We start from the raw sequence: 24,296 nt of genomic DNA on the forward strand, positions 1-24,296 counted from the left end.
ACGCACCCACCAAGGACGCGGCGGAGCAGGAAGCCGCGGCCCTGGTGGGTCAGCCCGTGTCGACCACGAGATCCGCGCGGGCGCGGCCCGGGGCGATGAGCCGGGCGTTCGCCTCGTCCGAGCGCGCCACCCACTCGCGTGCGTGCGCCGGATCCTTGCCGTGGTGTACGTGCCGCTCGACCAGGCGCTCGATGCGCAGGGCCCGGTCCGGGGCGAGGTACCAGGCTTCGTCCAGCAGTGGCCGTACCGCCGCCCACTCCCCCGCATCGTGCAGCAGGTAGTTCCCCTCGGTGATCACGAGCGGTAGGGCCGGGGCGACGGGAACGCTGCCCGCGATCGGCTCCTCGAGGGAGCGGTCGAAGGCGGGGGCGTACACCGTGGCCGCGCCGGGTGCGCGAAGTCGGCGCAGCAGGCAGACGTAGCCGGCGGCGTCGAAGGTTTCCGGAGCGCCCTTGCGGTCGGCCAGCCCCAGCCGGGCCAGTTCGGCCTGGGCCAGGTGGAATCCGTCCATCGGGACGACCACGGCCGCCCGCGGCCCGAGCGCGTCGGCGAGCAAGGCGGCCAGCGTCGACTTTCCGGACCCCGGCGGCCCGGCGATGCCGAGGATGCGCCGCTTTCCCCGGACGGCGAGCGCACCCGCCCTCGCCACCAGTTCAGTCGTCTTCTCCACCTGTGCATCTTGCCCTAGGACCGCATCCCGCGGCGCCGGGAGCGGGCACCGCGAGGGGGCGCCGTCACGCCCGAGCCGTGCGGAATTCATTGACAGAAGGTGAACGGGGCCCGAGTCTGAGAGCGCTCTCAGCCTTCAAGCCGTCCAGTCGCTCCGTCCGCCCGCTCCCTCACCGGGCACCGCACTGGCCGGCATCAGGTCCCCCCACGAGGAGGAAAGCGTGTTCCGCTTATCGAAAGTACTGGCATTCGGGGTCGCGACGTCGGTCGTCGCCGCATGCCTGACGGTTCTCGGCCAGTCGGCGTCCGCGGAGGCCGTACCGGTCACCATCCCGCTCACGATCAAGAACAGCTCGGGACGGAGTGAGCCGGTCTACGTCTACAACCTGGGCACACTGCTCACGACGGGCCAACAGGGCTGGGCCGACGCCAACGGCACGTTCCACCCCTGGCCCGTGGGCGGCAATCCCCCCACCCCGGCGCCCGACGCGTCGATAGCGGGTCCGGCCAACGGGCAGACCAAGACGATCCGGATGCCCAAGTTCTCCGGACGCGTCTACTTCTCCGTCGGCCAGAAGCTCGTCTTCAAGGTCAGCACGGGCGGCCTGGTGCAGCCCGCCGTGCAGAACCCCTCCGACCCCAATCACAACATCCTGTTCAACTGGTCCGAGTACACCCTCAACGACGCCGGTCTGTGGATCAACAGCACGCAGGTCGACATGTTCTCGGCTCCGTACGCGGTCGGTGTGAAGGCGGCCAACGGTACGGTGGTGAATACCGGTCGGCTCAAGCCGGGCGGCTACAACGCAGTCTTCAACAAGCTGCGTTCGGCCGGCTGGGGAGGGTTGATCCAGAACCGCCCCGACGGCACACCGCTACGAGCGCTCTCGCCGGGTCACGGCATCGAGGCGGGCGGAATCCCGGCGGGCGTCATGAACGACTACGTCAATCGGGTCTGGACCAAGTACAGCTCCTCGACGCTCACCGTGACGCCGTTCGCGAACCAGCCGAACACCAAGTACTACGGCCGGGTCTCGGGCAACGTCATGAACTTCACCAACAGCTCGGGAGCGGTGGTCACCAGCTTCCAGAAGCCGGACTCCGACAGCATCTTCGGCTGCTACAAGCTGCTTGACGCACCCAACGACCTGGTCCGCGGCCCGATCTCCCGCACCCTGTGCGCGGGCTACAACCGGTCGACGCTCCTGACCAACCCCGGCCAGCCCGACGCGAACGGCGCCGACTTCTACCGTGACGCCGTCACCAACCACTACTCCCGCATCATCCACGAGCAGATGGCCGACGGTAAGGCGTACGGCTTCGCCTTCGACGACGTCGGCGCCCACGAGTCGCTGGTGCACGACGGAAACCCGCAGGAGGCCTTCATGACGCTGGAGCCGTTCAACTAGGTCGTCTCTTCCGGAATCGTGTCGGCCGAGCCCGCGGTGTCCGTGCCGTGCGAGGCGAGGCGGAGGGGCGCCCCAGTACCGGTCGTACTCGGGCGCCCCGCCGCGGCGGCCGACGAACGTGCCGGGCAGGTATACGTCACGACGCCCGAAGCTCTGGAGTTCCTCAAGTGCGGTTGGTCCGGCACCCCGGCGGGGGATCTCCCTGGCACGGACCGCATGGGGCCGGAAACCGTACGGTGAATGGGGGCAGGGGCATGGAATTCCTGGTGGTCGCGGGGTTCATCCTCGTCGCGCTGATCATGGCCGGGGTAAGGGGAAGCGGTGGGTCGTCGCGCAGGCGGCGGCGCAGGGGCTCGTGGGGCAGCGGCGGTGGGGACGGCTGCGGGGGCGGCTCGTCGTGCGGAGGCGGCGGGGGCTGCGGGGGCGGGGGCGGCGACTGACGGGGCTTGCGGCGCCGAGCCCGCCGCGCCGCCGCAACCGATCCGACCGGCTGCGTAGGGTCGGCCCTCGGCTCCTTCTCGGTCTCCGCGCGTGGCGGGACTGCCGCGCCCTCCACCGATCAGGTGGGGCGGCGGTGCGCGGCGGACGTCAGGCCGGGTCGGGGGCACCTCGCACGTCCGTGTCGCCCTGGGCGAGGGCGACGGCCTGGCGGACGGTGCGCTGCAGGGACTCCCTCGCCGGGTGCGTGGCGCACCGCGATCCACCGGCAGGCCTGTTCGTCGCCGCAGGCGGCGATGCCCGCCTCGCTGTCGCCCTGCGCGGGCACCATTCCCTTGGCGGCCGTCGGCAGCGAAGTCCGGGCGCCCCGCGGCACGCCCTCGTCGGCGCGGCATCGGCGCCGAACTCGACACCGGCCGATGTGAACTGGGCACCACAGTCCCACCCGCCGAAACCCGCCCCCGGAGTTCCGCGCCATCGCGGGCGCAGCGCTCTCGTGTTCCGGGGCAACAGGACGTCGGGGCGTCGCCCCTGCCCTCGTGCCGCGACCGCAGACGCTCTCTTCCCGGGCCGACATACGCGACGCGCGGGGTTCCGGTTACAGGTACGGGTCGAAGGGGATGCCCGCCGGCTTGGCCTCCGCCAAGTGGGAGGCGAAGGCACCGTCCTTCAGACCGAAGTGCGCGCTTCCGAAGTCGGCTTGGCTCAGTTTGTCGCGCAGGCCCGCGGGGTAGCCCGCCCATCCGACGAGCGCGGGGAACTGCCACGCCTGGCGATGGTTCTCGGGCGGTTCGTCGTTCGCGTTCGCCGCGCGGAAGCAGTGCGTGCCGATGCCGTCCTTGTGATACACGATCTTGGGGTGGGTGCCCTCCCAGCGGATCTGGTCGCGTGCGTGGATGACGAAGTCGCCGTGAGCGGAAGTCGAGACGTACTTGGCCTCGTTGCCCTGGATCCACACCACCACGTGCTCCCAGTCATGGCGGTGGCCGCCGAGACTGATGCCGGGTATGGCTTGGTCCTTCTCGAAGTACAGCCCGTACATCACGGCGCACCAGCCGTTGTTGCAGGTCCATCGGGAGTAGCCGTTGGTGTTGCCGAGGTCCGAGGCGTCCCGGCAGTTGCCGTTGAGGGCACCGGTGGGGCTGAGACCGCCGTTGAGAACTCCGCCCTGACCTATGGCGGCAGTCGGGTAGCAGCCGTCGGTGTCGTAGTCATAGGCCGGCTGGAAGGCCACCTCGATCGCTTCGGCCTGGCTGGGCAGGGCCGGGGGTGGCGCCGCGAAGGCCACCTGGGGAACGCCGACCACCAGCGCGAGGGCAGCGCCAACAACCCCTAACGACATCCGGATGTGACGGTTCGTCCGCAAAGAGTGCCTCCTGGCCGGTCGGGTTCGAGATGGGGGCGCATGACGACCACCGTCGGCCGACACGCCGGTGAGCATCATTCGCGAACGGGGGCGGCACAGCAAGAGTCCGGGCGACTCCTCTTTCTTACATAGGAGTCCTGAACTGTCCTATTGCTAAGGGAAGTTGAGTGCACCATGGAGATCGCGGGGGACTCCGTCACGCCTCCGTACGGTCAGCGGACAGAACCCTGGGCTCAGCCAGTCCGAACCAGGACGGACAGAGCCGGCCCGCGCGGAGGAACGCGCCACCGCAGAGCCGCGAAGCGTTCCGGCTGCTCAAGCAGACTCGGGAGCGGCCGACCGCTTGAGCCGGCTCGTCCCGGCCGCACACGCCCAGCTCCGCCTCGCTCGCCCGCGAACGCGGGATCCGCGTCGGCCGTAAGAGCGGCCGGCGGAACCGGACATGCCCCCGGCCCCGGTTCGGCGGGAGTGCAGGCGCCTACGGGCCAAGACGGGCCCTCCAGCCCGTTCACCGGATCGACGCGCACCGCCCCCGGCCGCCCGCTCGGCTCGAAGGACCGCGAGCCCGCACCCGTTACGCCCTCGGACGTGTCCTTGCGACCACGATTCCTACAGCCGACGCGCCCACCACGACGGTGGCACCGGACCCAGATGAACGGGCAGAAAGCAAGCTGAGCGTTGATGCCAACGGCGGCGTACCGGTGTCCACCCCGCGGCCGTGCTGGAGGCACACCCCGCCTGCCGCTCGAGCCGGCCAACGGCGATGTCGCCCTGCCGTCATGTCACCATCCGAGCTGTGGCTCGCCCAGCGCACGTCTTCACCCGCATGAAGACGTGGGAGATCCTCCACGACTCGGCGCTATCGGGCGCGAGCAAGCTCCGCTCCCGAGGTCAGGACAGCTTGCCGTCGTAGTCCGGCAGCTTGACGGTGAGTTCGGCGTGGCCGCCGACCAGGTCGCTCGCGTTGTTCCCGATGTTCGCGATGATCGTGTAGCCGCGGCCCTCGATCTCGGTGCGCTTGGCGGTCTTGTACGCGCTCACCTCGTCGAACAGGGCGGGCAGGTCGCGCACGTACAGACCCGAGACGGGGTAGCCGACGGACTTGAGGTTCCATTCGGTCAAGGAGTAGACGATCCCGGGGCGGGCGGTGACGAAGAAGATCGCCACTCCGCGCTCGTTGGCGTACCGGGTCAGCTCGCGGACCTTGGAGATCGCGGGGGTCGGGAGGGTCCAGAACCAGTGGAAGTCCGTCTCCAGCGAGCTGTTGTCGATGTCGAGCACGATCGCGGGCTTCTCACCGGCCGGCGAGGTGGCGATGCGTTGTTCGATGGTCGGGCGGACCGCGTCGATGACGGTGGCGACGTCCCGCTGCCAGGTTGCGTAGTCGATGCCGAGGATCGCCGCGTTGCCGCCGGGCGCGGAGGCAGACACCGACATGGTCACGGCAGTGGGCCGGACCGGCGCCGCCTCGGCGGCGGTGGCGGGCAGCAGGGTCAGGACTGCGGACGCGACGGCGACGCCGGCGGCGGCGGCGCGAGTCGTGCGGGTGCGGGTGCGGCGGGTGTCGAGCATGTGGGGGCGCTCCTGGGTCATGTCATAACTGGCATGTACGCGACCAGCGTTGGCCAGATTCATCCCCATGTCTACTGGCCGGTAGGAAACTTTTCGTGGCCGGGCGGTGAATCAAGGTGAAGGAAACGATCTCCGCCCCCCTACGGCCCCGTGTGAAGGGCGCTCAACGTGGCGATGTGAGCGTGGTGTCGTCTATCAGTGGTGCCGGACCGCTTGGGGCGTTGTCGCACGTGATGGAGTGATCGACTTCCGCAACAAGGAACGGGGCCCAGAACACGACGTGGTTCGCCGGCGCCGCGCTGGGCGGCGAGTTCGAGTTGGAGGTGTCGCAGAAGAAGTTGGCGGGCCCTCGTCGCGTGTCAGTCCTCGTAAAGCCCGTGCGTTCGGAGTCGGCCGGTAGAGACATGGTGGTCATCGATGAGGCACACCGGACGTCGTGGCCATGGGGCAAGCCGTGGGCGGCACGCCCGCGGTATCTGACCGGTACGCCCCGGGTCGCCGACCTGGGGACTGGAGCCGGCGAGGCGCCCGGGGCGCCCGGACAGCTGCACGCGGTCAACCGCGGTAGCGCCGAGGCGCTCATTGCGCGCCTCGCGGCGATCGTCCGTCGTACGGCCGGTTAGTCTCGGGGCATGCGGATCTGCGTTTCCTCGGACATGGACGAACCCGTGGCTCACGCCCTCCTCGGGGAACTGCGCGACCGCGGACACGATGTGGTGACGTTCGGGGCGCTGCGCCCCGGCGACGATCCGCAATGGGCGGCCTGCTCGGAAGCGGCGGCTCGCGAGGTCGCTGTCGGAAACGCCGACCAGGCAGTCGTGTGCTGCTGGACCGGTACGGGCGCGTCGATCGCCGCGAACAAGGTGCCCGGCGTGCGCGCGGCCCTGTGCACAGACGCCTATACCGCGGACGGTGCGCGCCGCTGGAACCACGCCAACGTACTCGCCCTCAGCTTGCGCCTGACCTCGGAACCGCTCCTCAAAGAGATCCTCGACGCCTGGTTCACCGCCTCGGTGAGCACGGACCCCGAGGACCAGGAAAACGTGGCGCGCATCGAACAGCTCGACAGCACCAGAACCACACCCTGAACGAAGAGGGTCACGCCCGCGGGTGGGTGGATCGCTTCCACCACCGCGATCCGGCCCGCTCCCCCGTGGGATGCGAGCCCGCTGAGGGCTGGCTGCGAAGACGCCCGTCGGGCGAAGGGGGAGCTAGTGCTGTGGTTTCGTGGCGCCGCGCACCGGGACCCAGCGGTCGTGGCGAACTCGCGAGTTGCCCCTCCGGTGTGGGACGCGGGAGCTAGAAGGCGGTTGAAACCGCCTACCAGGCCCTCCAAGGTGTCAGCGAAGCCCCGGGTTGTACAACGGGCTACTCGTGGTCGATCAGCGAGCCGTAGACCAGCAGCGACGAGGCGGCTTCGGGGCGACAAGAACGGCGCTGTGGGCCGACAGTACGCGCCAGGAAGCAGCCCGGGCCTGCAGGGCCGCGACGAAAGCGGGCTCGTCCGCGTCGAAGTCCGAGGGCTCCTCGTCGTACTCCTGCGGTCCTCGGCCACGAGCACGTCCCGGACGGAAGCGGCACCGTGCGGGCGGTTAGATCACCAGCCAACGTGCCGGTCGCGACCGCCTCGACCACGCCCAACTCGCCGACCTCGCCCACCTCGGAGTGCAATGGGCGCAGTAGCGGACTGGCCTGCGATGATGAGGACGTGCCAGAGCCAGGGACCACCGCCGTCGTCATTGTCTTGCCCGATGCCGCCCCGCTCCTCGATGCGGCGTGGCGTATCGACCCGGCTCTGGTGCGTCGTGGGGTGCCGGCGCACGTCTCGCTCCTCTACCCGTTCGTGCCGGAATCGGCGCTGACAGGCCAGGACGAGAACGACGTGCGTTCCCTGGCGGCGAGTACCCCGGCAGCTGATCTGCTCTTGGAGGAGGTCGTGACGGCGCCCGGCTTCGTCGCCGTCACCGTTCCGGGACTCCAACCGATCGTCGACGCGTTCCACTCCCAGTGGCCCGCGTTGCGCCCGTACAAGGGCCGCTTCGGGGTGCGGCCCGCCGCCCATGTCACGGTGGCTATGGGTGCGGACGACCCGACGACTGCCGCCTGTGTCCGCGCTGCGATCGGCAACCTGCTGCCGGTGCGCACCCGTGCGGCGGCGGTTCAGCTGGTCGTGCTGAGGGAGGAAGGCTGGCAGTCGCGGTTCACCGTGCCGCTCGGCGACCCGGACGGGCCGTGAACCTTCCGCCCGCCAGTCCCACGCCCTTGGCCGCGACTCACGCCGGCGGCAGACCGCGCGGCCGGCCGACAGCAGCCGTCTGGCCACCGTCGGCCGCTGGTCGCGGATGGCACCCTCTCAAGGCCGGGCCGGCGCACCGGCTCGATCGGTGGAGTACATGACCTGCTCGGCGTCCCACTCCACGAAGGTGTCGATCAGTCGCATGCCGATGGACTCGAGCAGCCTGCGGGAACGCTCGTTGGCCTTCTGGGTCACGGCGACTACCTCATGCCGCTCGGAGGCAACTGCGTCCAAGGCCCAGGACACCGCGGCGACGACCGCCTCGCGGCCATATCCGCAGCCCCAGTGCTCTGGCAGCAGCTGATACGACACCTCTGTCCGGCCGCCCCGGCGCGAGCATCGTTCGACCGACACCAGACCGACCACGGACCTGTCCGTGGTCAGGACCACGCTGAACGCGCCGAAGGCCGCGACGCACCCCTCCTCGCGGGCACGAAGTGTCTCCCCGGCCACGGGCCCACCGAGATAGCGGCGCACCTCGGCGTCGGTCCAGAGCCGCGACAGGGCGGCAACGTCACCGCGCTCGATCGGGCGCAAGACAAGTCGGTCCGTGCTGAGCGAAACGGGCCAAAGGCCAGGGTTCGAAGACGAAGACATGCCACTGATCCTGCCAGCTGAAGATCCACACCACGCCATCACTCCGGCCGCCAGCCCAAATGCGGCTGTCGGCCGCACCTTTGCGGCCCGATCGGTCTCCTGACGGCGGCGGGCGAGCGTCGCTGGACGAGGTTGGGGAGGCTGGTGCCGCCCGGTGCGCTGAGCTGGTTCAGGGCTGGTCCTGGGACGTGCACGCACCCGGTTGCCAGGACCCTGGCGCGTTCCTCCTCGACCGGCATCTTCAGGGTGGCCGTCGGTCGCCTGCGCTCAGGGCCGAGGGTGGAGCGGCACGGGCAGGCGGTCGAGCTCGATGCCGAACTCGGCACGGTAGACGGCGCGTACTTCCTCATCGGTCGCCAGCTCCTCCTCCGCGCGGTCGCCTTCCGCCGAGGTGGTGATGAAGGTGTGGTCCTTCAAGGTGATCCGGCCTCCGTCCTCGGTGAGACGGGAGCAGACCGGGCCCCTGGTGAAGCCGGACTCCGGGCTGGTGCGGTGCCACCAGGCGCCGGTCAGGAAGTCGGCGAGTGCGCGGGGACGGGTCTCCAGCCGGTACGCAGGCACGCCGTCGCGCAGCACCTCGAGGTCGCCGCCGCCACCGCCCACCTCGTCGTTCGTGCCGTGCGCGTCGTCCCCGGCCGGCCGGACGAGGAACACCCCGCCCGGATCCCTCTGCTCACCTGGCTCGTCCAGGTCGAGCGGGTATGCGCTGTGGTCGCCGAAACCCACGTCCGCCAGCCAGCGCCCGTCGACTCGTAGCGCCAGGTGGTCGTACGGAATGCTCAGCGCACCGTCCTTGCCGTACACCCGGGCCTGGAGGAGCTCCACCCGGTGGCCGAGGGCGCCCAGCAACTCGGCGAATCCGGCATTCAGTTCGTAACAGATACCGCCGCGGCCGACGGTCACGATCTTGTCGAAGACGGCGTCGCGGGTGAGCACGATGTCCTCGCCGAGGTGGATCGACAGGTTCTCGAACGGCACGGTGTGCAGGTGACGCAGGTGCAGCTCGCGCAGCGAGGCGGCCGTGGGCCGGGCGGGGCGCGCCGCGCCCAGGCGGCGCAGGTAGGCGTCGGTACGGGCGGAGTCGAGAAGTTCCATGGCAGCCACTCTTACGACCTGCCGCCCGCCGCGCCATGCGCCATTGGACCTAGGTCGACAGGCCGTTTCGTACGTACCAGGATGGAGGCGGGTGGTCCGTCAACGGCACCTGGGACAGGGTGTTCACCGCGCTGGTGGCCCGGGCCGACGCTGCGCGGCGGTCCCGGTAGGGCAGGTGGCGGCGTACACGTGAACTCTGCACAGTACGCGGACACCTGATGACAGTCCGCCTTGACGGGGTGTACGCGGCCGGCACCAGCCCCTGTGTTTCGAAGCCCGGGGTCATCATGGGGCCGCGCGTCACGTGGTTGAGAGGCGTCAGTGCCCATGCGCCGACCAGCCCCAGGACGAGCATGAGGACGGTGACCGGACCTCCGCCGACGAGCAGCTTGGTCGCCGGCCAGCGGCGCCGGCTCACCGACTGGGTGAGCCCGAAGACATGGGTGCCGTGCTCGAACTCGCCCGCGAAGAGCGATGCACCGGCGAACACGCCGAGGAGCACCGGCAGGCACAGCAGCACCATGGGGATGATGGACACGTACGTCTTGTACTCGGAGCTCAGCGCGGCCATGGCGCTCCGTGAACAGGGGTCGACGCCGATCCGCAGGCAGCCGGCGATACCCCGGTCCTGAATGAGGGAGACGGCGTCGAAGCGGTAGAAGAGCAGCACGGCGCCCACCGCCGCGATGAGAAGGGCGGTGATGAGGAGCTGGAGGCGCTGCCGGCGCCAGGCGACCCGGATCATGCTGCGGACGCCTCCACGACCTCGCCCTTGTGCGCCGCAGTCGGCCGCGCGGCCCTCAGGTGCGCCAATAGGCGAACCCGGACTCCTGCGCATGCTCGTAGCACCATCCTGAGCCACCGGGGAGAAACCAACAGCAGCCTCCGTCAACCCACCAGGCCCCTGGCGCGGCGCGTCGTCACCCGAGCTCAGCAACTCCCCGTCGGCGCGCCGCTCTGCGCGTCGACAACCTCCTCGCCCGTTCACGAGGTACGCGCTTCCGGGCCCGTTGGGGGCCGATCCGCTCACCGCCCACGGGCCCGAGGCTGTCCTCGAATCCTGCGCCGACGCCGGCAGTCGACGCCGGCACACCCGTAACGCCCGCGGCTGGGTAGCGCCGGATTCGCCTTCGGTTCCGCGGCTCATTTTGCGACGGTGACCAGAAACCCGAGTCCTGCGATCAGCCCGACGTAGGCGAGCACCAGCAGCAGACTGCAGAGGATGAGCAGCCATCCGGTCACGATGGCGAGCAGCGCCTTACCTCGGTCACGGCCCCCCAAGTGCTTGCCACGCCGGCGTCCGAGGTGCCCTGTCGGGATGGCTACGATGCCGCACAGGAACGTGCAGGCCGTGTAATAGCCGCCGTACATCAGCCAGAACATGGGCGTCACGACGATGCCCACGATCAGGCTGCTGCCCACAACAGCCGCCCAGATACCGGCCCGGGCGGGTGTGTTGCGCGACTCGACTGTCGGCACGGCTGTCTGCTGAGTGTCACCGGCCATGGATCTCCTCCCCCGTCAGCGCCTAAAGCCCTGGTCAGCTCGCACATTGGATCTGCCCCGGCTCAGGGCCTGGCGTACCAGCCGTTCTCGCCGCTGCCTTCCGACGGGTCGTACGACTGGTGCAGTCCGAGCAGCGCGGCCACCAGCCGGGGGTCCCAGCTCCCGTCGAGGACCCGGTACTCGTCCGCGACGCCCCGAAAGACGAGGTGCGCCCGCCGTGAGGAGTCGCGCCAGATCACCCTGCGCGGCTTGCCGAAGGCGTCGTCGCCCTCGCCGAGGAGGGACAGGATCAGCCACACCAGGCTCACGGGCAGGCCGACGGGCCACCACACGGCCCACCAGAACAGGCGCCCGCGGAAACCGCGTACGGAGTGTCCGGTCACCGACTCGACGGTCCAGCGGGCTCGGGCGCCGCGCAGGGCGCGGCCGCGCCGGTACGTGATCCGGCCCAGCGGGGCGCCGTGCGGGTCGTCGACGCGGTACACGGCGGGGCGTCCGCTCACGCGCGATCCCGTCCCCTCCGTCGACACCCGGGCGATCGCGATCTGGCCCTCACCGACGATGTCGAAGGTACGGGCGGAGGAGTGCGCGGCGCCTCCGTGGCCGTCGGGCACGCGGCAGAGCAGCCCGATGGCGATATCCCCCTCGCGTCCCGCGCCGTCGCCGTGACGCACGACGACCGGCAAGGACGTCCCGTACCGCACGTTGTACGTCATCCGCCCCTGGGCCACGCTCAGTCCTTCCCCCGCGCCGCCGCACGACGGCGCTTCCGGCCCTCATGATCTCATTCGCAGGTCGGAGAGCGATCGGAGGGGAAGCCCCGGGCACCCGGAGCACCGCGAGAAGACTCGGCGGGGGTGGTTCGCGACCCCACTCCTCCCTTGATCCTCGCCGCTGCGTGTGACCAGGTTTGCCGCCGGCAACCGACGATCAAGCAGGTGGGCGTATGGCGGGGCAACCGCCGTCGCCATGGGCCAGATGATGCAGGCGCACCCCGCACCGGGCGGAGCGCCGGTGGGCATCGCAGCCGTGTAGTGCACGTCATCGAGCCGAAACCGACCAGGATGCACCCATCGGCGCTGAACTCAGAGCACGCACCGGTAGCGGAGCTCCGTGAGTGTGATCTCGTCGTAGACGTCGTCTTGCGCCGCCCCGTCGGCTTGATAGCCGGCTTGCTCGTAGAAGCGCCGGGCTCGTTGGTTGTCACAAAGAACCCACAAGACCGACACCTCGAAGCCCTGCTTCTTCATCTGCGCGTGTGCCTCGTCCAGGAGCCTCCTGCCGATGCCCTGGCCGATCAGATCGGGAGAGACGTAGAGGGCGTAGACCTCGCCTGCCCGCCCCGGAGTAGACATCTCGGTCCCACACGGCCCGAAGCAGACCCAACCCACTGGGCCACGGTCACCGAGCGCCACAAGGTCTCGTGACGTCCGACCGGGTTGAGAGAACCGCTGCCGCCGTCGACCGGCATCACCTTCGACCGTCAGGGCATCCAAGTACGTCTGGGGAACCATGCCGGCGTACGCCGCCTGCCATCCCCGGACACGGATCGTCGAGACGGCCTCGATGTCAGCCCCATCCATCTCCCGCACATGCACCATCGCGCCACGGTAATGCCACGGGCACCCTGAACGAACTGCTTTACCGCTGCCGGTCCGTCAGGATCGACAGCACTTCCTGAGGGACGGTCGTCCGCAGCCGCGCTGGGGCGACAGCTCTCCTACCTCGCTTCCGGTGGCCACGGGCGTGAGGCTCTCACGCCGATTCCGTTCGGGCGACCGAGTCATGCCCTGTCCCGCCAGGGGCAGTACCCGGGGGGCCCCGCAACGTGCGCCCGCAACAGTTCGGCAAAATGGCGACGATGCTGCGGCATGAAGGCGCAGACGCGGATCGGCGTCGCCGCCGGCCCGCCTCTGCCCGGCCACCGCGACGACTGCAAGGCACGGGAGACGTACGGAGCCAAGGTCGCCGTCGGCAAGACCTCAACTCGCCCTAACGTTTGTGATGTTGCTCCCGTACCTGAGCGGGCGGCAGCTAGGTCTGCTGCCGGTGGATGCCCGCATGTTGGGGGCAACGGCGCCCGAGCTTGGTGCGGCCGGCCGAGACGAGCGAGAGCACCGTCCGATAGCGCGTGTTCGAGTTGGAGGACGACGAGGAGCTCGGTCGGGTGCGGCGGCCAGGAATCGGGACTCGCGCGGCCATGCACCGCTCTCTCCTCAAAGCCGGCGACTGCTCGAGTATCGCGGCCTCACCATCCCACCCACCACGCCAAGTCGCGCTGGACTACGCCAGGCTACAAGTCCTGGTCGGCCACCTACCGGGACCCGCCTGGGCCGGCCTGCGACATCACCACCCGTTTCGTCGGATAGCCGGGCAGCCCTCGACGTCGCCATCACCGACGCCGGTTCACCAGGATCTCCAGAGCCACTGCGGACACCGCGGCGGCCACACGTATCCACACGGCCTGGGACGTTGGCCCGGAATCGGAGGTTCCGGGGCAACACCCCACATCCCGTTCGAGCGTGCGTGGTTGGCCCATCGATCACGCTTGCTTTCCGTACAAGCGCCCTGAAAGCCTTCGTTCGATTCAGCTGACGCAGCAGCAACAGCAGTAACAACGGAGGCAATACGCATGTCCCCACGCATGTCCCGGCGCTCGTCCCGCATTCGAATACGCCGGGCGTGGCTGACGGCCACCACCGCAGTCACGCTGGTGCTGACCGGCCTGTCGGCCCCGGCCCACGCGGAGGGGACTCCTCCGCCGGTGCCCGAATCGTGGCGCCAGGATCCGCAGACAGCTGCGAGCGGTGCCGCGCCCTTGGGCACCAGGGCGTGGAGCAGCCCCGGCGGCAAGGCCGACCCCTCGGACTTCGTCCTGCAGGCCGGCGCGATGAACGGAACGACCGCCGACCGCGTCGCCCGTCTCGACGGCGTACTGCCGAAGGCGGGCGTATCGAAGCTCCTCGCCAGTGCCAACCGCACCGTCAACACCACGTCGTGCAGCCGTGACCCGTTCGGCACGGCACCCGCTCCGGCCCTCAAGTGGTGCCTGGAGGGCGACGACTCGACCTCGCGCGAGTGGATCCCGCAGGCCATGACCGGCGTCTCGGACGCCGCGGACAATGAGCAGTACGGCGTCGGCAACGACGCGAACATCCAGCTCTACGCGTCCTACGACAACTGGGACCCGGGTCGCGACAGCAATGGGAACGAGGTGGGCGACTGCAACCCCGACGAGTTGAAGGCGAACGACGCCTGCAGCCAGAAGGGTGTGCGGATCTCCTTCGTGCAGCGCCGCACCGACGGCACGGTGAAGTACCGGCATGTGCTGCTGGCCTGGACGTACATGAACAATTCCGACCACGTCTCCTTCGACGGAGTGCACTCCGACGAGGGCTCGACGGTTCCGAACCCGGACGAACACATGCAGAACGGCCTGCACGCGGGCGGCATGGTCTGGTACGGCCACTATCTCTACGTCGCCGACACCCGGAACGGCATCCGGATCTTCGACATGGAGAAGATCATGGACCTGGATCCCAACGGGGACGGCAAGGCCGGTGACGAGATGGGCGCGGACACCGACGGGGTGAAGACCACGTCCAACGTCGAGGACAAGACCAAGGTCGGCCGCCAGAACAACGTCTGGTACGGCTTCGGCTACCGCTACGTGATGCCGCAGGTGGCAGCCTGGAAGTTCAAGGCCGAGCAGTCCAACCCCTCGGGTTCGTTCAAGTGCGTCAGCACGGGCGCCCCGAAGGCGTCCTACCTGTCGCTCGACCGCAGCACGACACCGGACCGGCTGATCATGGGTGAGTACTGCCGTCCTGAGAGCGGCTACCCCTCCCCCGGGCGGATCGCCTCGTTCCCCGTCAAGAACCTCGAGAACCGTTCCGGCGAGGTGGCGGCCGAAGGCTGGGCCAACTACCTGCCGATGACCAACGGTGGCGCTCAGGGTGCGCTGGCGATGGGCGAGAAGCTGTACGTCAACCAGAGTGCCGGCCACAACGACCCGGGCAACCTCTGGCGTTACAAGTGGAGCAACGGTGAGCTGGTGTCCAACGGCAGCGCGATCAAAACCGCCACGGGTGCCGAAGACCTCTACTACGAACGCGGCGCGCAGCGTCTGTGGTCGGTCTCCGAACACTACGGTCCGGCGGTGAACGCCGAGGCCCTCGAAGACGGCAAGTCGGCGCCGTGCCTGGGCCTCGTGTGTGAGCGCGTCCTCTACGCCCACAGCAAGGCTCAGCTGGACGCCCCGTAGTCAGGCTCCGAGCCACCACCGACATCGGCTCCCGCTGCGCTGATCACGCGCGGCGGGAGCCGATGTCATTGCGTTCCGGGCAGGACCCGCAGACCCGTAGCGCGAGGAAACCACGCCAGGCCCGTGCCGCCTCCGGTGATGAGGATGGTCCTGCCGGTGAAACGGTCTACTCGGGTGTTCCCGTCAGGGTGCGCACGAGGTGGTCGCCGAGGTGGGGCAGCCAGTCGGGCCGTGCGTTGCCCAGGAGGTGGCCGCCGTGGGGAACGGACAGGTAGCCGCCGTGCGGCGCCAGGCGGGCCAGGATGCCCGAGCCGCCGACGATCCGCCCCCAGCACCGGGAGGAGCTGTCCGTGCGTGGTGAGAACACCTGAGACCTGTACGGCCGGTCACGTGCGGAGCCAGATGGTGAGGGCCGCGGCGGTGGCGGCGCCGGCTACAAGGGGCGAGACGGCGTCGCGGGCACCCCGGACGGCACTATTCGGCCAGGGGTAAAACCATGGTGCTCCACGGCTCACGTAGGGGACCGTCGGCATACGCGGGAGGCCCAATGAGGGTTTCCCCGGTCTCTACGAGGAGGCACCGTGTACGTGCGCAAGCTTTTCGCGGTGATTGCCGCTGCGGCCGCTCTACTGGGGGGCACGTCCCTTGCCGGGCAGGCGTCGGCCGCAGCCCAACCGTCCGTCTACGGCCAACAGGCCCGCGCGGCAGGACTGACCAGTGCCCAGGCGGGCCGGCTCCAGAACAAGGTCGACGCCTACCTGGCCGACCACACCGGAAGCCGGCAGATCTCGGCGAACAAGCTCGCCACCGAGTTCGGCACGGTGACGGTCAGCGCGCCGGGCCAGGCCCAGGCCCGGGACCTCGCCGCCCCGGGTGTCGCACTGGCGTGCGGCAACGGCCACCTCTGCATCACGGACGGCCTCGGCTACTACTACGACTACTACTACTGCGGGCTCTACAACTTCAACGGGGTAGGGATCGGCTCCTTCAACAACAACCAGACGTGGGGTACGAAGGCCTGGTTCTACAACTCCGACCGAACCATCCGCTTTTACCACACCGCGAAGGGCAGCAGCAGCAACGTGGACTGGTCTCCCGTGTACTTCATCAAGCCGTGCTGACCTGACCAACGCCTCACCAGCGGGCGCTGAGAGAGCCCCTGCCCTCGCTCGGGTGGGGGCTACCTGCTGTCCAGCGGCAGAACGCCGACACAGACCTCTCCGCAGTGCTCTGCTGCGCGGGGGAAGAGGTCGAATGGCGCCGGGCACCGAAAACAGGTGGTCCCCTCGACACGCCGGCGCCGCCCTGAGGCGGCCGGTCGGACGACCGGCTCCGCATCGGCCCCTTGCGTCTTCGTTCAGGCGGCGACGACGCGGAAGAAGCGTTCCGGGATCAGGATCCGTCGGCGCCTTTCCGCAGCTGGTACAGCTTTCCGGAATCCGAGGGACCGACGTTCTGGTGGATCCCGGGCTCCCGGTCGGTGCCGCCGACGCCCCACGCCTGCCAAAAACACCCGGGGACGTGGACGCGGACCTCCTGGGTCCAGACGTTCCACCCGGGCTCGTACGACCAGGTGCCGGAACCCGAGCACCGCCGTGACGGGTCGCCGGGTTCGTCGGAGGGGCGGTGATTGCCGACGCCGGCGGCCGTGACCCGGCCGTCCGAGGTGAAGACCAACCTTCCGCCCGTGTGGTCGACCCAGGTGCCGACCATGGTCTCCGCACCGATCGCCGGCGGCTCGTACGCGGGCAGCAGGCCGGAGGTGAGCCCGAGGGCGCCGAGGAGGCCCGTTCCCACCACCACCGCGGCGCCCCCCAGGGCCACTTGCCGGACCAGTCCCGGGTGCCGGGGCCGGGCGACCAAGCCGCCCACGGAGAGTGCGGCCGTGGCGTCCGCCCAGAAGACGAGCACGAGCCGCGTGTCCACGCTGTTGTACGCCGCGAAGGCCGCGATCGGCGGTGCCACCAGGGCCGCCACCGTGAGCGGAACCCACCACCACGCCTCGCGGCCGCCGATGCGGCGGCCGAGCAGGTCGGCCAGCGCCACCGCCGGCAGCACGAAGACCAGGGACAGCACGAACGCGATCACCCCGACGATCACGCCTAAGGAGAACAGGGCCGCCACCAGGGCGGCGTAGTCGACCGGGGTGTCCGGCGGCGGTTCCGTCCGGACGTACAGAAGGACCACGACGACGGCGAGCGCGACCTCCAAGCATCCCGCCAGCGCCGAGACCAACAGCATCCGGCCGTACGACCGCTCCTGATGCACGGCCAACCCCCCTCGCGGCACGGCGAAATGAACGCGTTCGCCAGACTGGCGGCGTGGATCCATTCTGCCAGCCGGACTGAACGCGTTCAATTAATTCTTCGTGCGCCCCCCTCCCCGCCACCCAACACCGCCGCCGCCGCCGACACCGCTGACACCGCTGACACCGCCGCCGCAGCCGAACAGCGCACATGCGACACCGGCAGGGCGAGCGAAGGGCCACCGCCTCCCCCAGCGGCAGCCCCTCAAGTGCCGCTGCAGGGCTCGCCGCTGCCACGGGTCACCGGGAATCAGTCACGGCCGCCCGGCCCTCGTCGTACAGTCGATCAATGATTGGCCGGCGGCATTCCTGCACGGCCGAGAGGAGCCGTTGATGACCACTCCGCGGGACTTGTTGATCGTTTCCATGGACCTGGAGTCCAGTCGCCCTGTCGAACAAGGCGACCTGTCGCTTGCGCTCGCAGGGGCCGAGGTGATCGACCTCCTCGCCGCCCAGGCCATCAGGCTGGACGGGGATCACATCGTGCCGGGTGATCAGCCGACCCTGGTTGATCACCTGTTGGACGAGGCAGCCGCGTCGCTCGTTCGGGAGGTGCCTTACGAGTCGGTCGCCGACTGGCTGTGGCGCAGGGGCCGCGGTCTGTCCGCGGCCTACCAAGCCGCGCTCGAGCAGGAAGGGCAGCTCATCAGGCAACGCCGCCGCGGGATCTCCTTCCGGGCCGGTCAGCTGGTGCTGGTCGATTCGCCCAGCCGCCGCCGGTCTGCGGACCGCTGGGCTTCGGACGAACCCGTACTCGCCACCCTCGCGGAGGCCGTAGGGGTCCGCGGAAAGCGGACGGAAGACACTCCGGACTTGGCCGACGACGTCGCAACCGTGCTGGCCACCGTCAACGACGCGTTGGTGGAACTGGCGGCCGTACGACAACGCCGAGCCATCGAGGACGCGGCTTTCGACAACATTTGGCGGGGCGGCGCCGGATGACGACGGAGCGTCCGCAGGCTCCCCGGCCCCCCGTAGAGAACTCCATCGGTCACCGCCGGGGCGAAGCCGCCGTCGGCATGCCGTGCGCACCAGCATCCTTCACCGCGCTGAAGTACCACCCGGCCGTGCCGGACCACCCCGCAGCCGGGGGAACCGGCCGCGGCCACTGAACCTGATCGAGTGGGGTGAGCGCTCTCCCGCCGCGGCGGCCAACGCGGGACAGGAGCGGTCGCCGCGGGCGAGGCGTACTCACCCCACGGCAACCGCCCCTGCCTGCGTAGACACGGAGTGAAGGCAATCATTCCGGAGCGTAAGGACCAAGGCTCCAACCGGGAGAAGAAGGGCGCGAGAGGCGGGTCGGCTCGTCGGCCACGACGCCGTTCTCCACAAGGAACGGAACACCGTCGAACGCCCTGATCAACAAGTTGAAGGCCTGGCGCGGCATCGCCACCCGCTACGACAAGACACTGGAAGCTGCCTCGCCGGCCTCCACCTCCGCGCCTCAATGACCGGATCGACGACCTCCTGGAGGTGGCCGACCGATCACATCATCACACAGGCCCTAGTTGCCGATACCCGCGCTGCCGATCCCCGTGTTGCCGATGCCCGCACTACCGACTCCGGTGTTACCGAAACCGGCGTTGCCCACTCCCCCGTTGAAAATGCCGGAGTTGCCCACCCCCCAGTTGGCGATGCCCGAGTTGCCCACCCCCCAGTTGGCGATACCCGAGTTGCCCACACCCGAGTTGCCGATGCCGGAGTTGCCGACGCCGTCAGCGCTCGCCATGGCGGCTCCGCCGAGGGTCATGACCGCAGCGGTACCGACGACAGCCGCCACGCGAAGAAGATGCGCACGCATCACTACATACCTCCTGTTTCTGGACATTTCCCTACATCTCTAACACGTCGCTCTCTCGAAGACCCGGCATAACTGCGCTCACGCCCCCATGTGGCTCACGACAGGCGGTCAACGGGGGACCGTCTGGCGGGCAGCTTGGCTGCGGCCGTGACGACTCGCACCCGCGGAGTCGCTCAGTCAGCCAGAGGGTCGCGCAGTGTGCGTCGAACCTCTACTCCGCTGCGAGGCAGCTCGCGAGGACGCCGGAGCCGGGGACGCACTCGGCGGCCAGGGCGAGCATCAGCTCGAAGGTGACGTGGCGGGCCCGCAGTTCGGCGGCGAGGCGGTTCTGGGCGGCCGGCCAGGCCGGCCAGGTCGAACCGCTGTCCGAGGCGCCCAGGTCCCAGGGCTTGCCGGAGGTGAGCTGCGGCCACTCCCCCAGTCCGGCACCAGGGCATCGGGAGTGCGGCCGGGGGAGCGAGTCTGCGTTCGGATCGTCGGCGTGGCGGGGCGGGGTGATCCGACGGCCGGCGAGTGGGAGCAGCTGCGCTCAGCAGGAGGCGCCGATCAGGGATCTGGAGCAAGGGAACGGAGCAGAGGAACGGAGCAAGTCGCACGCCACCTCGGACACATTTACGATTAGGGTGACGCCCTCGGGGTTCCGGCGACGTGTGTTCGCCCAGATCGAAGGGGCCTGCCATGGCCAGGTCTCATGCCTTCCGAGGAGCCCCCTGTCGCCGCGCGGCAGTTCCGGCGGCGGCGGCTCTCCTTCTCGCCTCCCTGTGCACGGGCACCGCCCCCGTCGGAAACGCCGCCGCACCGGTGCGGACGGATTTCGACACGGCCACCGTGGAAAAGCTGGACGCGGCGCTGACGAAGGCGATGAAAGAGGCCCGTATCCCGGGTCTCAACGTCGGTCTGTGGATCCCCGGCCGCGGTGTGTACGAGAAATCGTTCGGCGTCGGCGACAAGGCGAACGACACACCGATGAAAAGCGACCTGTTCACCCGGATCGGCAGCGTCACCAAGCCCTTCACCGTCACCGGGGTCCTCCAGCTGGTCGACCACGGCAAGGTCGGACTCGACGACCCCATCTCGAAGTACGTCAGCGGTGTCCCCGGCGGGGGCGCCGTCACCGTCCGCCAGCTCGCCGAAATGCGCAGCGGACTCTTCGACTACACCCACGATGAGAAGTGGCTCGCGAACCTGAGCGCCGATCCGCACCGCGCCTACACCCCGCGCCAGCTCCTCGACACCGCCTTCGAGCACCCCGCGAACTTCAAGCCCGGCGCCCAATGGGAGTACAGCAACACCAACACCATCCTTCTCGGCCTGCTCGTCGAGAAGGTGAGCGGACAGCGACTCGCCGACTACCTCCAGGCTCACGTCTTCGCCCCCCTGAACCTCGACGACACGTCCCTGCCCGGCGACGGCACCATGCCCGACCCGCACGCGCACGGCTACACCGACTTCACCCCCGACGGCACCGTTGCCGACGCCACCAACTGGAACCCTTCGTGGGGCTGGGCCGCCGGCGCGATCGTCTCCGACCTGGAGGACTTGCACACCTGGGCCCCGGCCCTTGCGGACGGACGGCTGCTGACGAAGAAGACGCAGGCCGAACGGCTTCGCATGCTGCCGACCGGCTTCCCCGGCATCTCCTACGGCCTGGGAATCCTCAACACCAACGGCTGGATCGGCCACAACGGCGAGATCCCCGGATACGAGTCGATAGCCGTCCAGCTCCCGGCGGAGAAGGCCACGCTCGTCGTACTCGTCAACTCCGACATCGACCACCAGGGCAAGAACCTGTCCTCCATCGTCGCCAACAGCGTCACTTCCATCGTGACCCCTGGCCATCTCTGGCCCGCCCCGGTGCCGGCCAAGCCGCAGTAGCCCGACCCACTCGTTGCCTTTCCCCGCCGACCTGACCGGCTGCGTCCATGTCTCCGCCAAGGGCCGTATGCGGACATGAGCGGGAGGGGGCAGCCTGTGCAGGACCCAGACTGCCCCGGTTGCGCTGTCAGTGCAGTCCGCTGTACGCGGCCATCACGATCTCCATGCCACGGTCGTCCTCCTGCCGGTCCCGGTCGATCATCTGGTTCATGACATAGGCCACCGTCATGCGTGAGCCGGGATCACTCACGACCAGTGAGCCGCCCCATCCGCCCCAGCCGAAGGTGTTGCCGAACTTGCCGAAGCCCGCCGTCCAGGACATCGGCGTCCTCAGAACGCGGTCCTCGCCGTTGAACACCGCCTGCCACGCGGGCTCGCAACCCTGGGGGGACAGCAGGCGCACACCGCCGACCGTGCCCTGGTTCGCCAGTACCGACTGGACGAGGGCGACAGAACGAGCGTTGCCGAAGCCGTTCACCGCCGGGATCTGCGCACGGCGCCAGGCCAGAGAGTTGGCGTCCCTGACCTGGATGGCGGCGCCGGTGTTCTCCCGGCGGGCGCCGTCCGGTCCGGGCGGCGCGCTCGCGGCGTACTCGTCGGTCGACGACGGCGGCGGGATGAGCGGTGCGACGCGGGAGTCGTGCTCCGCAGAGAGCCCGATGTGGAAATCCGCGCCCAGCGGCTCGGCCACTTCCTCTGCGAAGAACTCGCCGACACCACGGCCGGTGACGCGGCGGACGATCTCACCCACGAGGAACCCGAAGGTGAGCGCGTGATAGCCGGCGGCCGTTCCCGGTTCCCATTCGGGCGCCTGCGCGGCCAGCCCTGCCGTCACGCTCTCCCAGTCGTAGAGCTCCTCGACCGCCCTCAGCCCGGACAGGTCCGGCAGCCCCGCAGTGTGCGACAGCACGTGCCGTACCAGCACGTTCTCCTTGCCTGCCGCGGCGAACTCGGGCCAGTAGGCGGCGACCGGCGCGGACAGGTCGAGCCGGCCCCGGTCGGCCAGGATCAGTGCACAGAGGGCGGTCATGTTCTTGGTCGTCGAGTTCACGCCGGCGAGGGTGTCGCGCTCCCAGCCGACGGAACGGTCCGCATCGGCGTACCCGCCCCAGATGTCGACCACCGGCTCGCCGTCAAGGGAGACAGCCGCCGAGGCGCCCACGTCGTCCTTGCCGAGCAGAGCTGCAAGTGCCTCACGGACGGCGTCAAACCGCGGCTCACAAAATCCTTTGATGTCGGTCATGGTCATGGGCATGAGCCTCAGGTAACGCAAGGGCTTTGTGCCCGACAATTCCCGCACCGGTTTTGTCGGGCGGGGCGCGATCGAATGTTCTCTACTGCAGCAAGGCGGCCTGTCGGCCGCGCGGACGATGGAAACGCAAAAGGAAGGACGTATACGCGTGCTGGAGCGGCTGAATCAGGCGCTGGAACACCTGGAGGCCTGCCTCGACCGGGAGATCGACATGGCGGAGGTGGCCCGGATCGCCGCGGTGTCGGAGTACCACTTCCGGCGGCTGTTCTCCGCGCTCGCCGGGATGCCGCTCCCGGTCTACGTGCGGCGCCGGCGGATGACGCTCGCCGGGGCCGAGGTGCTGGCCGGGGAGCTGCCGCTGCTCGATGTCGCGGTGCGGTACAGGTACGGCTCGGGCGAGGCGTTCGCCCGGGCGTTCCGGTCGGTGCACGGCATCGGGCCGGGCGAGGCCCGGCGCACGGGTGCGGTGCTCACGGCACAGCCCCGCATGTCTTTTCGTGTCGTCGTCGAAGGGAGTACGACCATGCGGTACCGGATCGTGGAGAAGGAGTCGTTTCGGGTCGTCGGCAGGAAGGCCCGGGTCCCGCTCGTGCACGAGGGAGTCAACGAGGCCGCATCGGCGCACGTGGAGAGCCTGGACGAGCAGGCGATCGTGCGGATGAAGGAGCTGCCCGGCCGGGAGCCGGAGGGGATCCTGTCGGCGGTGGTGCACCTGACCGACAGCCGGGAGGAGGGCGCCGAGGTGGACTACTGGGTCGGTGTGGTGACCGGTCCCGAGGCGGCACCCGCAGAGCTCGACGCCCTGGACGTGCCGGCCGGTACCTGGGCGGTCTTCGACAACCACGGGCCCTATCCGAGCGCCCTCCAGGAACTGTGGCGAGACGTGTTCACGCAGTGGTTCCCCTCGAACTCGTACGCGAGCCGGCCCGGTCCGGAGCTCCTGCGGACGCAGCCGGTGCAGATCGGCGCGGAGACCGACTCCCAGCTGTGGATCCCGGTCGAGCGGGGCGGCGAGAGCGCCGGGGCTTGAACACCGTTACCTGGACGTCGGAGCCGCAACCCACAACCCCCGGGGGGCCGGCCGGCCGACCCCGGGGCTCCCCGGGCCGTGACCTCAGGTCGTCAGGGTGGCCGTGGCCAGGGCCCCTTGGAGGATCCGCTCATGGGGCAGAGAGAGGTCGAAGAGACGGCCCAGGATTTCCAGCAGCGTGCGCCGCATCCGCTCTTCGTCCTCTTCACCCGTGTAGCCATCTCGGCCGGTGACTGGCAGTCCGGCTTCCACCATGGCCGCTGTCACCTCCGCCGCCACCGCCGGGTCCCCGTCGATACCGTCGTATCCCCATGATCCGTCCAGGTGCAGATTGAACGAGCAGGCGGAAACGCCATCGTGGTAGTACTCGAAGAACGGCGGCACGGGCTTGCCGTTGTCCTCTTCGTACTTCACCTGGAAGACGTGCGCGCCGCCCGCCGAGACCTGAGCGAGATCGTCGAACTCCGAACTCCCCCCACCACGGGCCGTACATGACCGCGAACGACAGGCCGGGGTGCTCGCCGTACCGCAGTGCACGCCCTCGTCGCCATCCCGGCGCAGTCGCCGTCCCCGGTGGCGGACCTCTCCCCCGCGGGCGAACCGCCCTGGGAGGGCGTCAGCGGCCTTCCAGGGCGGCGTCGCGCGCGGCAGGCAAATCAGCGGGCGTGGTGCTGGATTCCGCGCTGGCCCGGAACACCGCTCCGCCGGGTCGTAGCCGACCGGCGCCGGGTACTCCGGCGCCGCCGCCGGCCCGGGAACGGGTTCCTCCGCGCTGGAGCACTGGGCGCCAGAGCCAGGAGAACCACGAGGACGAGGACCGC

22 protein-coding genes and 1 pseudogene are annotated in these 24,296 nt (G+C 69.5%); 9 read left to right on the forward strand and 14 right to left on the reverse strand.

Annotated features, from left to right (window positions below; translation table 11 throughout):
• Window positions 1–49 precede the first annotated feature (49 nt).
• Window positions 50–670: a nucleoside/nucleotide kinase family protein gene (locus tag ACFWBY_RS23560; protein ID WP_385333988.1), complete on the reverse strand. Its 621-nt coding sequence runs from the start codon at window positions 668–670 to the stop codon at window positions 50–52.
• 280 nt (window positions 671–950) lie between these two features.
• On the opposite strand from ACFWBY_RS23560, the gene ACFWBY_RS23565 reads away from it, so the two are divergent.
• On the forward strand, window positions 951–2,078 hold the full coding sequence (locus ACFWBY_RS23565) for a glycoside hydrolase family 64 protein (RefSeq protein ID WP_385334102.1): 1,128 nt from the start codon (window positions 951–953) through the stop codon (window positions 2,076–2,078).
• A gap of 1,036 nt (window positions 2,079–3,114) precedes the next feature.
• Here ACFWBY_RS23565 and ACFWBY_RS23570 read toward each other — a convergent pair.
• Entirely contained in the window at window positions 3,115–3,858 is a 744-nt protein-coding gene (locus ACFWBY_RS23570) for an NPP1 family protein (protein WP_385334104.1), read from the reverse strand.
• A gap of 915 nt (window positions 3,859–4,773) precedes the next feature.
• A complete protein-coding gene (locus tag ACFWBY_RS23575) occupies window positions 4,774–5,475 on the reverse strand; it encodes an HAD family acid phosphatase (protein ID WP_385333991.1) in 702 nt (233 codons plus the stop codon).
• Window positions 5,476–6,086: 611 nt separating this feature from the next.
• On the opposite strand from ACFWBY_RS23575, the gene ACFWBY_RS23580 reads away from it, so the two are divergent.
• Window positions 6,087–6,542 carry an RpiB/LacA/LacB family sugar-phosphate isomerase gene (locus ACFWBY_RS23580; RefSeq protein ID WP_385333994.1) on the forward strand — a complete coding sequence of 152 codons (456 nt, stop codon included), beginning with the start codon at window positions 6,087–6,089 and terminating at the stop codon, window positions 6,540–6,542.
• 521 nt (window positions 6,543–7,063) lie between these two features.
• Entirely contained in the window at window positions 7,064–7,690 is a 627-nt protein-coding gene (locus ACFWBY_RS23585) for a 2'-5' RNA ligase family protein (protein WP_385333997.1), read from the forward strand.
• Between the two features lie 117 nt (window positions 7,691–7,807).
• On the opposite strand, the gene ACFWBY_RS23590 is transcribed toward ACFWBY_RS23585, so the two are convergent.
• From ACFWBY_RS23590 to ACFWBY_RS23615, 6 genes are all read right to left on the reverse strand, one after another.
• Window positions 7,808–8,287: a GNAT family N-acetyltransferase gene (locus tag ACFWBY_RS23590; RefSeq protein ID WP_385333999.1), complete on the reverse strand. Its 480-nt coding sequence runs from the start codon at window positions 8,285–8,287 to the stop codon at window positions 7,808–7,810.
• 327 nt (window positions 8,288–8,614) lie between these two features.
• On the reverse strand, window positions 8,615–9,442 hold the full coding sequence (locus ACFWBY_RS23595; RefSeq protein WP_385334002.1) for an arylamine N-acetyltransferase: 828 nt from the start codon (window positions 9,440–9,442) through the stop codon (window positions 8,615–8,617).
• 49 nt (window positions 9,443–9,491) lie between these two features.
• Window positions 9,492–10,187, reverse strand: a complete 696-nt coding sequence (locus tag ACFWBY_RS23600) for a hypothetical protein (protein WP_385334004.1) — start codon at window positions 10,185–10,187, stop codon at window positions 9,492–9,494.
• Between the two features lie 398 nt (window positions 10,188–10,585).
• Window positions 10,586–10,948, reverse strand: coding sequence for a hypothetical protein (locus ACFWBY_RS23605; RefSeq protein WP_385334007.1), 363 nt, complete (start codon window positions 10,946–10,948; stop codon window positions 10,586–10,588).
• A 62-nt stretch (window positions 10,949–11,010) separates the two neighbouring features.
• Window positions 11,011–11,679 carry a hypothetical protein gene (locus ACFWBY_RS23610; protein WP_385334009.1) on the reverse strand — a complete coding sequence of 223 codons (669 nt, stop codon included), beginning with the start codon at window positions 11,677–11,679 and terminating at the stop codon, window positions 11,011–11,013.
• 354 nt (window positions 11,680–12,033) lie between these two features.
• Window positions 12,034–12,549, reverse strand: coding sequence for a GNAT family N-acetyltransferase (locus ACFWBY_RS23615; protein ID WP_385334012.1), 516 nt, complete (start codon window positions 12,547–12,549; stop codon window positions 12,034–12,036).
• A 1,031-nt stretch (window positions 12,550–13,580) separates the two neighbouring features.
• Here ACFWBY_RS23615 and ACFWBY_RS23620 point away from each other — a divergent pair.
• Window positions 13,581–15,212, forward strand: coding sequence for a hypothetical protein (locus ACFWBY_RS23620; RefSeq protein WP_385334015.1), 1,632 nt, complete (start codon window positions 13,581–13,583; stop codon window positions 15,210–15,212).
• Window positions 15,213–15,378: 166 nt separating this feature from the next.
• Here the strand turns inward: ACFWBY_RS23620 and ACFWBY_RS23625 are convergent, their stop codons facing one another.
• Window positions 15,379–15,579 (reverse strand): hypothetical protein, encoded by a 201-nt coding sequence (locus ACFWBY_RS23625; RefSeq protein WP_385334018.1) that lies wholly within the window; start codon window positions 15,577–15,579, stop codon window positions 15,379–15,381.
• Window positions 15,580–15,799: 220 nt separating this feature from the next.
• Here ACFWBY_RS23625 and ACFWBY_RS23630 point away from each other — a divergent pair, with 220 nt between their 5' ends.
• On the forward strand, window positions 15,800–16,333 hold the full coding sequence (locus tag ACFWBY_RS23630) for a hypothetical protein (RefSeq protein ID WP_385334021.1): 534 nt from the start codon (window positions 15,800–15,802) through the stop codon (window positions 16,331–16,333).
• 271 nt (window positions 16,334–16,604) lie between these two features.
• Here the strand turns inward: ACFWBY_RS23630 and ACFWBY_RS23635 are convergent, their stop codons facing one another.
• Entirely contained in the window at window positions 16,605–17,480 is an 876-nt protein-coding gene (locus ACFWBY_RS23635) for a hypothetical protein (protein WP_385334023.1), read from the reverse strand.
• A gap of 370 nt (window positions 17,481–17,850) precedes the next feature.
• Between ACFWBY_RS23635 and ACFWBY_RS23640 the strand changes: the two genes are divergently transcribed.
• Window positions 17,851–18,459: a GPP34 family phosphoprotein gene (locus ACFWBY_RS23640; RefSeq protein ID WP_385334026.1), complete on the forward strand. Its 609-nt coding sequence runs from the start codon at window positions 17,851–17,853 to the stop codon at window positions 18,457–18,459.
• 222 nt (window positions 18,460–18,681) lie between these two features.
• Window positions 18,682–18,999 (forward strand): annotated as a pseudogene (locus ACFWBY_RS23645) (hypothetical protein); the annotation flags it as partial.
• Window positions 19,000–19,021: 22 nt separating this feature from the next.
• Here the strand turns inward: ACFWBY_RS23645 and ACFWBY_RS23650 are convergent.
• The gene (locus tag ACFWBY_RS23650) at window positions 19,022–19,297 is read right to left on the reverse strand and encodes a pentapeptide repeat-containing protein (RefSeq protein ID WP_385409691.1); all 276 of its coding nucleotides are present in this window, start codon (window positions 19,295–19,297) and stop codon (window positions 19,022–19,024) included.
• A gap of 849 nt (window positions 19,298–20,146) precedes the next feature.
• Here ACFWBY_RS23650 and ACFWBY_RS23655 point away from each other — a divergent pair.
• Complete coding sequence (locus ACFWBY_RS23655) at window positions 20,147–21,193, forward strand: serine hydrolase domain-containing protein (RefSeq protein ID WP_385334031.1); 1,047 nt, start codon at window positions 20,147–20,149, stop codon at window positions 21,191–21,193.
• Window positions 21,194–21,320: 127 nt separating this feature from the next.
• Here ACFWBY_RS23655 and ACFWBY_RS23660 read toward each other — a convergent pair whose 3' ends face one another.
• Window positions 21,321–22,436 (reverse strand): serine hydrolase domain-containing protein, encoded by a 1,116-nt coding sequence (locus tag ACFWBY_RS23660; protein WP_385334106.1) that lies wholly within the window; start codon window positions 22,434–22,436, stop codon window positions 21,321–21,323.
• Between the two features lie 157 nt (window positions 22,437–22,593).
• Between ACFWBY_RS23660 and ACFWBY_RS23665 the strand changes: the two genes are divergently transcribed.
• Window positions 22,594–23,475: a GyrI-like domain-containing protein gene (locus tag ACFWBY_RS23665; protein ID WP_385334034.1), complete on the forward strand. Its 882-nt coding sequence runs from the start codon at window positions 22,594–22,596 to the stop codon at window positions 23,473–23,475.
• An 84-nt stretch (window positions 23,476–23,559) separates the two neighbouring features.
• Here the strand turns inward: ACFWBY_RS23665 and ACFWBY_RS23670 are convergent, their stop codons facing one another.
• The gene (locus ACFWBY_RS23670) at window positions 23,560–23,889 is read right to left on the reverse strand and encodes a hypothetical protein (protein ID WP_385334037.1); all 330 of its coding nucleotides are present in this window, start codon (window positions 23,887–23,889) and stop codon (window positions 23,560–23,562) included.
• Window positions 23,890–24,296: the final 407 nt, after the last annotated feature.

Source organism: Streptomyces sp. NPDC060049 (genome assembly GCF_042736715.1).
GTDB lineage: Bacteria > Actinomycetota > Actinomycetes > Streptomycetales > Streptomycetaceae > Streptomyces.

What these genes read in the sequence shown, in the direction of transcription:
- ACFWBY_RS23570 (WP_385334104.1), bottom strand. Translation starts at nt 3,858, where the DNA reads ATGTCGTTAGGGGTTGTTGGCGCTGCCCTCGCGCTGGTGGTCGGCGTT.
- ACFWBY_RS23575 (WP_385333991.1), bottom strand. Translation starts at nt 5,475, where the DNA reads ATGACCCAGGAGCGCCCCCACATGCTCGACACCCGCCGCACCCGCACC.
- ACFWBY_RS23580 (WP_385333994.1), top strand. Translation starts at nt 6,087, where the DNA reads ATGCGGATCTGCGTTTCCTCGGACATGGACGAACCCGTGGCTCACGCC.
- ACFWBY_RS23595 (WP_385334002.1), bottom strand. Translation starts at nt 9,442, where the DNA reads ATGGAACTTCTCGACTCCGCCCGTACCGACGCCTACCTGCGCCGCCTG.
- ACFWBY_RS23600 (WP_385334004.1), bottom strand. Translation starts at nt 10,187, where the DNA reads ATGATCCGGGTCGCCTGGCGCCGGCAGCGCCTCCAGCTCCTCATCACC.
- ACFWBY_RS23605 (WP_385334007.1), bottom strand. Translation starts at nt 10,948, where the DNA reads ATGGCCGGTGACACTCAGCAGACAGCCGTGCCGACAGTCGAGTCGCGC.
- ACFWBY_RS23615 (WP_385334012.1), bottom strand. Translation starts at nt 12,549, where the DNA reads ATGGTGCATGTGCGGGAGATGGATGGGGCTGACATCGAGGCCGTCTCG.
- ACFWBY_RS23620 (WP_385334015.1), top strand. Translation starts at nt 13,581, where the DNA reads ATGTCCCCACGCATGTCCCGGCGCTCGTCCCGCATTCGAATACGCCGG.
- ACFWBY_RS23640 (WP_385334026.1), top strand. Translation starts at nt 17,851, where the DNA reads ATGACCACTCCGCGGGACTTGTTGATCGTTTCCATGGACCTGGAGTCC.
- ACFWBY_RS23660 (WP_385334106.1), bottom strand. Translation starts at nt 22,436, where the DNA reads ATGACCGACATCAAAGGATTTTGTGAGCCGCGGTTTGACGCCGTCCGT.